The sequence below is a fragment of the Caulobacter sp. genome (assembly GCF_035254145.1).
In the GTDB taxonomy this organism is placed as follows: Bacteria; Pseudomonadota; Alphaproteobacteria; order Caulobacterales; family Caulobacteraceae; genus Caulobacter.
Window position 1 is genome coordinate 1 of record NZ_DATFAV010000254.1, and the last position, 10130, is coordinate 10130.

13 protein-coding genes are annotated in these 10130 nt (G+C 68.2%); 10 read left to right on the forward strand and 3 right to left on the reverse strand.

The window, feature by feature from the left end; all coding sequences use genetic code 11:
* The first annotated feature begins 47 nt into the window (after positions 1-47).
* Complete coding sequence (locus tag VJ655_RS15665) at positions 48-560, forward strand: methylated-DNA--[protein]-cysteine S-methyltransferase (protein WP_324112654.1); 513 nt, start codon at positions 48-50, stop codon at positions 558-560.
* Here the strand turns inward: VJ655_RS15665 and VJ655_RS15670 are convergent.
* Positions 557-982 (reverse strand): DUF4345 family protein, encoded by a 426-nt coding sequence (locus tag VJ655_RS15670; protein WP_324112656.1) that lies wholly within the window; start codon positions 980-982, stop codon positions 557-559. The two genes, VJ655_RS15665 and VJ655_RS15670, sit on opposite strands and share 4 nt — an antisense overlap.
* A gap of 17 nt (positions 983-999) precedes the next feature.
* A complete protein-coding gene (locus VJ655_RS15675) occupies positions 1000-1383 on the reverse strand; it encodes a VOC family protein (protein ID WP_324112658.1) in 384 nt (127 codons plus the stop codon).
* 176 nt (positions 1384-1559) lie between these two features.
* Between VJ655_RS15675 and groES the strand changes: the two genes are divergently transcribed.
* The 5 genes from groES (at position 1560) to VJ655_RS15700 (ending at position 5560) form a co-directional block, all read left to right on the forward strand.
* Positions 1560-1850, forward strand: a complete 291-nt coding sequence (groES, locus tag VJ655_RS15680; protein WP_172270611.1) for a co-chaperone GroES — start codon at positions 1560-1562, stop codon at positions 1848-1850.
* Positions 1851-1909: 59 nt separating this feature from the next.
* Entirely contained in the window at positions 1910-3553 is a 1644-nt protein-coding gene (groL, locus tag VJ655_RS15685) for a chaperonin GroEL (protein ID WP_324112661.1), read from the forward strand.
* Between the two features lie 252 nt (positions 3554-3805).
* A complete protein-coding gene (locus VJ655_RS15690; protein WP_324112663.1) occupies positions 3806-3943 on the forward strand; it encodes a hypothetical protein in 138 nt (45 codons plus the stop codon).
* A gap of 38 nt (positions 3944-3981) precedes the next feature.
* Positions 3982-4293: a hypothetical protein gene (locus VJ655_RS15695; protein ID WP_324112665.1), complete on the forward strand. Its 312-nt coding sequence runs from the start codon at positions 3982-3984 to the stop codon at positions 4291-4293.
* Between the two features lie 91 nt (positions 4294-4384).
* The gene (locus VJ655_RS15700) at positions 4385-5560 is read left to right on the forward strand and encodes a DUF3089 domain-containing protein (RefSeq protein ID WP_324112666.1); all 1176 of its coding nucleotides are present in this window, start codon (positions 4385-4387) and stop codon (positions 5558-5560) included.
* A 131-nt stretch (positions 5561-5691) separates the two neighbouring features.
* On the opposite strand, the gene VJ655_RS15705 is transcribed toward VJ655_RS15700, so the two are convergent.
* Positions 5692-5874 (reverse strand): DUF1328 domain-containing protein, encoded by a 183-nt coding sequence (locus tag VJ655_RS15705; RefSeq protein ID WP_324112668.1) that lies wholly within the window; start codon positions 5872-5874, stop codon positions 5692-5694.
* 107 nt (positions 5875-5981) lie between these two features.
* Here VJ655_RS15705 and cobT point away from each other — a divergent pair, with 107 nt between their 5' ends.
* The 4 genes from cobT (at position 5982) to VJ655_RS15725 (ending at position 10123) form a co-directional block, all read left to right on the forward strand.
* Entirely contained in the window at positions 5982-7916 is a 1935-nt protein-coding gene (gene cobT, locus VJ655_RS15710) for a cobaltochelatase subunit CobT (RefSeq protein ID WP_324112670.1), read from the forward strand.
* On the forward strand, positions 7913-8983 hold the full coding sequence (locus VJ655_RS15715) for an esterase-like activity of phytase family protein (protein ID WP_324112672.1): 1071 nt from the start codon (positions 7913-7915) through the stop codon (positions 8981-8983). Before cobT ends, VJ655_RS15715 begins: the two co-directional genes overlap by 4 nt.
* 226 nt (positions 8984-9209) lie before the next feature.
* Positions 9210-9521, forward strand: a complete 312-nt coding sequence (locus VJ655_RS15720) for a hypothetical protein (protein ID WP_324112674.1) — start codon at positions 9210-9212, stop codon at positions 9519-9521.
* A 302-nt stretch (positions 9522-9823) separates the two neighbouring features.
* Entirely contained in the window at positions 9824-10123 is a 300-nt protein-coding gene (locus VJ655_RS15725) for a hypothetical protein (RefSeq protein WP_324112676.1), read from the forward strand.
* Positions 10124-10130 lie beyond the last annotated feature (7 nt).

Consider the following 10130-nt stretch of genomic DNA (forward strand, 5'->3'; position numbering starts at 1 on the left):
GCAAAATCCGGGCGGACGACGCCTCCGCTCCGCGGCATGATCGCCCCATGACCCGCCCCGCTCGCCTCGTCCTGGACCGCGCGCCGTCGCCGATCGGCGAGCTGCTGATCGTCACCGACGAGGCCGGCGTTTTGCGCGCCGTCGATTTCCACGACTATGAACACCGGCTTCAACGGCTGCTGCGGCTGCACTACGGCGCCTTGCCGCTGGAGACCGGCGCCGCGCCTGGCGAGATCAAGGCCGCCTTCGCCCGCTATTTCGGCGGCGCGCTGGACGCCTTGTCCGCCCTGACCTGGGACACCGGCGGCACCTCGTTCCAGCGCTCGGTGTGGCGCGCGCTGTGCGAGATCCGCCCGGGCGAGACCCTCACCTATTCGCAGCTCGCCCGACGGGTGGAGCGGCCCGCCGCCATCCGCGCCGTCGGCGCCGCCAATGGCGCGAACCCCTTGAGCCTCGTCGCGCCCTGCCACCGCGTGATCGGCATGGGGGGCGCTCTGACCGGCTACGGCGGCGGCCTGGAACGCAAGCGCTGGCTGCTGACGCACGAAGGCGCGCTCTAGGCCAGCCCCACGCCCCGCGCGACGTAGGGGACGACGTTGAAGAACGGCAAGCTGAGCGTGACCCCGATCAGGGCGTTGAACACCATCGAACCGGTGTTGAAGCGCCCCGCCTCTCCGTCGAGGGCCGCCGACAGGGCCCGCCCCGCCGCCGCGCCCAGCCAGGCGACCGCCAGGGCCAGGGCCATCGCTGCGCCCAGCCTGGGCTGATAGCCGAGATAGAGCGCCGCCACCCCGTGCGAGGCGATCAGCATGCCGCCGAAGGCGCGGCCCTCGGCGAAAAGCGGCGACTTGGAGGTCTCCTCGTCGGCCAATCCCGCCATCTCGAGCATGGTCTGCGGTCGGGCCAGGATCATGCCGCCCAGGGTCCCGCCGATCACGCAGGCCAGGACCGCCATGAACAGCGACAGGACATAGCTCGACATGGGCAAGAAGCTCCCCGTTATTCCGGCGCGCGGCAGACGGCCTCGACGTTGAAACCGTCCGGATCCAGCACGAACGCGCCGTAGTAGTCTTTATCGTAATGTGGGCGAAGTCCGGGCGCGCCATTGTCGCGACCGCCGCTTTTCATCGCCGCTTCGTAGAAGGCGTCGACCTGGGCGCGGGTCTGAGCCGCGAAGGCGACGTGCAGCTTGCCCTGGGTGGCGTCCTGCTGGGAAATCCAGAACATCGGCCGCGCGGCCCCATAGCCGACCGCGTCGACCCCGCCGGTGAATTCCTTCGGCACGACATAGAGCTTGCGGATCCCAAGCGGCGCCAGGGCGGCGTCGTAAAAGGCCGCGGAGCGCTGGAAGTTGGTCACCCCGAACCCAACATGGTCGAACATCGAGAACCCTCCGCATTAACCGCTCGGAAAAAACTTCGCCGCCGGCGTTCTTGACTCCCGGGAGCCCGCTGCCTAACTCACGCTCGGCGTTGGCACTCGACGGGAGCGACTGCTAACAGCACCGCTCCCTCGGCCCAGCGAAGCCATTACACAAACCGTTCCGACGGAGAACCACAATGAAATTTCGTCCCCTGGGCGACCGCGTCCTCGTGAAGCGCGTCGAAGAAGAAACCAAGACCAAGGGCGGGATCATCATCCCCGACACCGCCAAGGAAAAGCCGCAGGAAGGCGAAGTCGTCGCCGTCGGTCCTGGCGCGCGCAACGACAAGGGCGACGTCGTCGCCCTGGACGTCAAGGCTGGCGACCGCATCCTGTTCGGCAAGTGGTCGGGCACCGAAGTGAAGGTCGACGGTCAGGATCTGCTGATCATGAAGGAAAGCGACGTGCTGGGCGTGGTCGAGGGCTAATCGCCCCTCCCCGTCCGCTAGCTTCCGAACCCAAGTTTCTCTTTTAGAAGGGCTCTCAAATGGCCGCTAAAGACGTCTATTTCTCCTCCGACGCGCGCGACAAGATGCTGCGCGGCGTCAACATCCTCGCCAACGCGGTGAAGGTGACCCTGGGCCCCAAGGGCCGCAACGTGGTCATCGAAAAGTCGTTCGGCGCCCCGCGCTCGACCAAGGACGGCGTCTCGGTCGCCAAGGAAATCGAACTGGCTGACAAGTTCGAGAACCTCGGCGCGCAGATGATCCGCGAAGTGGCTTCGAAGACCAACGACAAGGCTGGCGACGGCACGACCACCGCCACCGTCCTGGCTCAAGCCATCGTCCAGGAAGGCCTCAAGTCGGTCGCCGCCGGCATGAACCCGATGGACCTGAAGCGCGGCATCGACAAGGCCGTCGCCATCGTCGTCGCCGAGATCAAGTCGTCGTCGAAGAAGGTCACGACCAACGCCGAAATCGCGCAAGTCGGCACCATCTCGGCCAACGGCGACAAGGAAGTGGGCGACATGATCGCTCGCGCCATGGACAAGGTCGGCAACGAAGGCGTCATCACCGTCGAAGAAGCCAAGACCGCCGAGACCGAACTCGACGTCGTCGAAGGCATGCAGTTCGACCGCGGCTACCTGTCGCCGTACTTCATCACCAACGCCGACAAGATGGAAGTTCAGCTGGAAGAGCCGCTGATCCTCCTGTTCGAAAAGAAGCTGTCGTCGCTGCAGCCGCTGCTGCCGGTGCTGGAAGCCGTCGTTCAATCGGGCCGCCCGCTGGTGATCATCGCTGAAGACGTCGAAGGCGAGGCCCTGGCCACGCTGGTCGTCAATAAGCTGCGTGGCGGCCTGCGCGTCGCCGCCGTCAAGGCTCCGGGCTTCGGCGACCGCCGCAAGGCCATGCTGGAAGACATCGCCATCCTGACCGGCGCCCAAGTCGTGTCGGAAGACCTGGGCATCAAGCTCGAGAACGTGTCGCTCGACATGCTCGGCCGCGCCAAGAAGGTCTCGATCACCAAGGACGACACCACGATCGTGGACGGCATCGGTGAGAAGGAAGCGATCGAGGCCCGCATCGCCCAGATCAAGCGCCAGATCGAAGACACCACCTCGGACTACGACAAGGAAAAGCTGCAAGAACGCCTGGCCAAGCTGGCCGGCGGCGTCGCGGTCATCCGCGTCGGCGGCTCGACCGAAGTCGAAGTGAAGGAAAAGAAGGACCGCGTCGACGACGCCCTCAACGCGACCCGCGCGGCCGCCGACGAAGGCATCGTCCCGGGCGGCGGCACGGCTCTGCTGAAGGCCTCCAAGGCCCTGGCGAACCTGACCGGCGACAATGACGACCAGACCGCCGGCATCGCGATCGTCCGTCGCGCCCTGCAGGCTCCGATCCGCCAGATCGCCGAAAACGCCGGCGTCGAAGGCTCGATCGTGGTCGGCAAGATCCTCGAGCAGGACAACGCCAACTTCGGCTTCAACGCCCAGACCGAACAGTATGTCGATCTGGTCGCCGACGGCGTCATAGACCCGGCCAAGGTCGTCCGCACGGCTCTGCAGGACGCCGCCTCGGTGGCCGGCCTGCTGATCACCACCGAAGCCGCGATCGTCGAGGCCCCCAAGAAGGGCGGCGGCGCTCCGGCCGGCGGCGGCATGCCAGGCGGCATGGGCGACATGGACTTCTAAGGAAGTCCATGTCGCCCATCCTCCAAAGAGATCGGGATCGGCACGCCGATCCCGAGCGGCGACATGGACTTCTAAGTCCAAGTCAGCTCAAACGCTGAAACGAACGAGGGCGGGGCCGAGAGGCTCCGCCCTTTTTCCATCCACCGTCTATCCACCACCCCTCCACGGAAATCGCCGCGATCGGCGATATGGCGGGCATCCAAGCGTCGCCGTGCGCGTTAAGATCTTGGCTTGCTAGGCATGGAGGCCGTGATGTCGTTCGTGCGTGAGTACCCCGCCCCGCGCCGTCGTCGCGCCCCGCGGACATCCTTGGGTATCGTCGTCCTGGGCTTGTCGGCCTGGCTGGTGCTGGGCTTGGTGAGCCAGGCGGCGTTCCAACTCTTCGGCTGACCCTTTCCGAGGCGGGACGGGACCGCTACATCCCTCCCATGTTCCGCCAGCGTCCCGACGCCGATCTGATCGTTCAAGGCTGGGTCATCGGCGTCATGGTCGAGGTCCCTGGCGAGCGCGCGCCCGTCCGGCACTACTTCGCCGTCGGCAAGGCCGACCGCGCCCAGGCCGAATGGGCCGCCACCGACCTGGCCCAGGCCGACGGGACGATCGCCTCCAGCCCCGTCGACGGCCAGGAGCCGGTGGAGGCCCTGCGCGAGATCGTCGCCTACCGGATGCGCGACCTGGGCCTCAAGCCGGGCGAGGCGCGGCGGCTCGGCGACAAGCATCCTCGCCGCTGGCTGTTCTGACATCCCTCATCTTCCCCCTTGGCGCGGCGGCGGCTTTGAGGTCATGCTCCGCGCCAAACAGGCGTTCGAACGCCAAGCAAGGGGAGCTGAGATGAGCAGGACGATGCTGGCGGCTATCGGGTTCGCCGCGGGCCTGGCGCTGAGCGCGCCGGCCGTGGCCCAGACCGCCGCCGCGGCCCAGCCGAACGACTATGGCAAGCCCGAGAACTGGCTGTGCTTGCCGGGTCGGGCGGACGCCTGCGCCGTCGATCAGACCGCCACCGTCGTTCAGGCCGACGGCAAGACCTCGATCGAGACGTTCAAGGCCGCCGCCGCCCCCGCCTACGACTGCTTCTACGTCTATCCGACCGTCTCGGCCCAGCCGACCGGCAACAGCGACATGACCGTCACCGATTCCGAGCGGGGGGTGGTCGAGCAGCAGCTGGCCCGGTTCGCCTCCAAGTGCCGGGTCTTCGCGCCGATGTATCGCCAGGTGACCCTGGCGGCCCTGCGGGCGGCGATGACGGGACAGCCCTCGCCGGGCGACGGCGTCCTGGCCTATGGCGACGTCCGCGACGCCTGGCGCTGGTACTTGGCCAACGAGAACAAGGGCCCCGATGGGAAGGCCAGGGGCGTCGTGCTGATCGGCCACAGCCAGGGCTCGCGCATGCTGCTGGGCCTGCTGAAGAACGAGGTCGACGGCCAGCCGGCCCAGAAACAGATGATCTCCGCCCTCGTCCTGGGCATGAACACGCCGGTCGACGCGGACGGCAAGTACGGCTCGATCCCCCTGTGCGTGAAGGCCGATCAGGCCGGATGCCTGGTGACCTACGTCTCGTTCCGCGAGACCAGCCCGCCGCCGACCAACAGCCGGTTCGGCAAGACCGACGAGGCGGGACGCCGCGCCGGCTGCGTCAATCCCGCCGCCCTGCTGGCCGGCAAGGCCTCGACCGAGGAAGCGCCCGTCCACGCCTATCTCAGCGCCCGGCCCTTCCTGTCGAGCGGGGAGCCCAAGCCGTTCGCCAAGGGCCTGACCGTCTCGACGCCGTTCGTCTCGACGCCGGGGCTGATCTCGGCTCGTTGCGCCAGCGAGGGCGACTTCACCTATCTGGCGGTCAAGGTGAACGCCGACCCCGCCGATCCGCGCGCCGACGACATCACCGGCGACATCCTGGTGGGCGGCAATGTCCTGAAGGACTGGGGCCTGCACCTGATCGACGTGAACCTGGAGATGGGCGACTTGGTGGCGCTGGTCGATCGCCAGGCCAAGGCCTACGCGGCGAAGTGAGGTCGCAACCAATCCTCCCCTAGCGGGGGAGGTGTCGGCTCGAAGAGACGACGGAGGGGGAAGGAGCAAGTTCAGCAGAACTTCCCCCTCCGGCCCTTCGGGCCACCTCCCCCGCTGGGGGGAGGATTTGTCTACTTCGGTCCCGCGACCGCCTTGAACACGGTGGTTCCCAGCAGCAGCACGATCACGAAGCCGACCAGGAACAGGAAGAACAGGATCTTGGCGACGCCGGCCGCCGCGCCGGCCACGCCGGTGAAGCCCAGAGCGCCGGCGATCAAGGCGACGATGGCGAGGATGATGGCCCATTTGAGCATGACGATTTCCCTCCGTTGGCGCCGGATCGGCGCTGTCGGAAAATCAACGCCGCTCCAGCGCACGGCGTTCCTTGTCATCGCCGCCCGTCGCGGATAACCCAGAAGCCATGGCCTCCAAGCCCGAAAGCCCGACCGAACCCTTCAAGCGCGCGCTGGCGCACGCCGCGCGCTCGCTCGCCGAAACGCCGGACCTGGAGGTCGTGTTCTCGGGCGATGGTCCCCAGCTCCTGGGCAAGCGCGCCATCCTGCCCCACCCGCCGCGCGATCTGTCGGGCAAGGAAGCCGCGCGCATCCGCGGCCTGGCCGACCAGATGGCCCTGCGTCTGGCCCACCACGACCCGGTCGCCCACGCCCGCGCACGCCCAGCCTCGCCCGACGGCCAGGCGGCGTTCGAGTCGATCGAGCAGGCGCGGCTGGAGGCGATCGGCGCCAATGCGCTGGGCGGCGTGCGCGGCAACCTGACCGCCGCCCTCGAGGCCCGGCTGGAGAAGCAGGGCCTGACCCGCGCCGTCGCCACCGACACCCAGTCCGCGCCGATGGCCGAGATCCTGGGCCTGATGGTCCGCGAGCGCCTGACGGGCGATCCGCCGCCGGACGGCGCCAAGGCCCTGGTCGACATCCTGCGCGCCGACATCGAGGCCCGGGCCGGCAAGGACCTGGACCGGCTGGCCGCCGCCATCGACGACCAGGCGGCCTTCGCCCGGGTGACCCGCGAGATCCTGCGCGACCTCGACCTCGGCGAAGAGATGGCCGAGGCCACCGAAAGCGCCGATGAGGACGACGGGGAGGATGACGCCCCGACCGAAAACTCTGACGAGGACCAAGGCGAGGGCGAAGGCGAGCAGCCCGAGGGCTCCTCGCCGCAGGAAAGCGAAGCCTCCGACCGCGAGTCCGAGGCCGGCGACGAGGAGATGGTCCAGTCCGACCAGGACGGCGAGCCCGAGGACAGCGACGAGAGCCCCGAGATGGGCGACGGCGCCAAGCCAGCGCGCCCCGACACGGGGCCTTCGTCCGGCGGCGAGCCGATCTATAAGATCTTCACCACGGCCCACGACGAGATCGTCCCGGCCGAGGACCTGTGCGACGCCGAGGAGCTGACCCGGCTGCGGGCCTATCTGGACCAGCAGCTGAGCGCCCTTTCCAGCGTGGTCTCGCGCCTGGCCAACAAGCTGCAGCGGCGCCTCCTGGCCCAGCAGAACCGCGCCTGGACCTTCGACCTCGAGGAGGGGATGCTGGACGTCGCCCGCCTGACGCGGGTGATCATCGACCCGACCGCGCCGCTGTCGTTCAAGCAGGAAGAGGACCAGGAGTTCCGCGACACGGTCGTGACCCTCTTGATCGACAACTCCGGCTCGATGCGCGGGCGCCCGATCATGGTGGCGGCGGTCTGCGCCGACATCCTGGCCCGCACCCTCGAGCGCTGCGGGGTCAAGACCGAGGTGCTGGGCTTCACCACCCGCGCCTGGAAGGGCGGGACCAGTCGCGATGAATGGATCAAGGCTGGAAAGCCCGCCGCGCCGGGCCGGCTGAACGACCTGCGCCACATCATCTACAAGGCCGCCGACGCGCCCTGGCGCCGGGCTCGCAAGAACCTGGGCCTGATGATGCGCGAGGGCCTCCTGAAGGAGAACATCGACGGCGAGGCCCTGATGTGGGCGCACCAGCGCCTGATCGGCCGGCCCGAAGCCCGCCGCATTCTGATGGTGATCTCCGACGGGGCGCCGGTGGACGACAGCACCCTGAGCGTCAATTCGGGCCACTATCTGGAGCGCCACTTGCGGCAGGTCATCGGCGAGATCGAGGGCAAGAGCCCCGTGGAGCTGATCGCCATCGGCATCGGCCACGACGTCACGCGCTACTACCGCCGCGCCGTCACCATCGTCGATGTCGAGCAGTTGGGTGGGGTGCTGGTCGAGCAGCTGGCGGCCCTGTTCGAGGAAGAGCCCCGCCAGATCGCGCGCGCGCGTGGACTCTTGGCTCCGCCGCCGGTCGTGACGCCCCAGGCGACGCAAGCGGCCAAGACGGCCCGGACGCCGGCGTGACGATCCGCGCGGCGCTGGCTCTCGTCCTGCTGGGCGGTCTGGTCGCCGGTTGCGGACCGCGCACGCCGCCGCCGGCCCTCGTTCCGGCCGCGCCGGTCAAGGCCGGCCCCGAGATCACCGTCGTCGCCACCCCCGTACCGCTCGACGCGGCCAATCCGGCCAAGGTCACGGCGGAAGGCGGCTTCACCTATGCCGGCGGCCTGGCGCTGACCAGCCCCGACACCACGCGGCTGCACGGCCTGTCCGACCTGCGCATCGGCGGTGACGGCGCGCTGATCGCGATCAGCGACGAAGGCGACGTGTTCGAAGCCAAGCTCCAGCTCGACCCGAACGGCCGCCTGGTGGGCCTGACCAATGGCAAGCTGCGCCCGCTGCCCGGGCTGAACGGCCAACCGCTGCAGGGTAAGCGCCAGGGCGACGCCGAGGGCCTGGCCATCCTGCCCAATGGCGACCGCCTGGTCAGCTTCGAGGGCGACCACCGAATCTGGCTCTATCCGGCCCAGGCCGACGGCGGCTGGGGAACGCCCCGCGCCGTCCCCAAGCCCGCCACCGTCTTCCCCGACAACGAGGGCATGGAGGCGATCTCGGCCTATCCCGCCGCCGGTCCCGACGCCTATCTGGTGGGCGGCGAGGAGGGCGAGGTCTGGGTCTGTCGCCTCTCGGCCGACTGCAAGGCGCTGCCGCCGCAATCGGGACCCGACTTCACCTGGGGCCTGACGGCCTTCGCGGGGTTCCAGGGGACGGCCGTGGCCACCCTGCACCGGGGCTACGATCCCATCCGAGGCTGGCGCGCGATCGTCCGCTTCATCGCCGATCCGACCCTGCCCAGCGCCCGCCAGCGGACCGCCGCGTCGCTGCACATCGAGGGCGGCATGCCGCGCGACAATTTCGAGGGCCTGGCCCTGTCCAGTTCGCCGTCCGGCGCGACGCGGATCTATCTGATCTCCGACGACGGAGCCGTCAGCAACCAGCAACGCACCCTGCTGTTGGCCTTCGACTGGACGCCGCCGCCGCCACCGCCGCCCGCTCCGGCCAAGCCGCCCCGCAAACCCGTCCGCAAGCGCTGACGCCCGGCGCAGCCTTAACGGAAATCAACTAAGTTACGGAATTTGTTTCGTTTGCAACGAAATGGTACCGCTAACATTTTTTCGCCGAATGGCGTTTTCGCACTTGCAGCAGACAGCGTTGTCATGCTTTCCTGCCTGTGACGGACGACGAGGCGAGAACCTGGGGGCCGTCAGAGGAACGCGCCGGGAGGCGGTTGAATCCAACCTCCTTTCCGGGACTATCAACATGATCCGACTGCTCGTCATCGCCATCAGCGCCCTGATGGCCACCACCGCCGCCACTTCGGCCAGCGCCGGAGAATTCACGATCAAGGTCCGTGGCCGCGCTCCGGCCGAGGTGCACGCCGAAATCGTCAGCGCCGCCAAGCAGCTCTGCCAGGAAGCCCTGGCCGGCGAACCCGCCGCCCGCGACATGGCCTCCTATTGCGTTCGCGACCTCACCCGCGACGCGGTCAGCCGCACCAAGAGCAGCGACCTGGTCGCCTATGACAAGGCCCAGGGCCGCGGCACGTACTCCATGCGCGTGGCGACCCGCTAACGCCTGTCTATCCGGTTCGGACGATTCCATCTAAACTGGACAACCTCTCAAGGCGTCGCGTCTTTCGTGATGCGGAAGGCCCGCGGAACAGGTTTCCGTGGGCCTTTTGCCTTCGCAATCGGTTGCGGCGGCCAAGATCATCGACGCGAACCCGTTTAGGGTGCGGCGCAACATAATCGTTGATAAGTCAGCCGAACGTCGCTATATCCACCGTGACGACGCGACAGGCGAAGATCGAGCAGGGTCGTCAGAGGAACGCGTCTGGAGGTGGTTGCACACAACCCCCTTTCGGAACCATCGAGATGATCCGCTCCATCGTCCTGGCCGCTTCGGCCATCGCTCTGGCCGCCGCCGCTCCCGCCTCGGCCGCTGAAATGCGCATCAAGGTCGCCGGCAAGTCGGCCGCCGAAGTCCGCGCCGAAATCGTCAAGGCCGCCTCGACCGTGTGCTGGCAAGACGTCCGTGGCGAAGCCCTCGCCGGCTATCTGTATCCGGCCTGCATCCGCGCTTCGGTCAATGACGCCGTGGCCAAGATCAACAACCCGGCCCTGAACGCCTACAACGCCGCCAACCCGGCCTCGAGCGCCGTCGTCGCGCGCTAAGCGACAA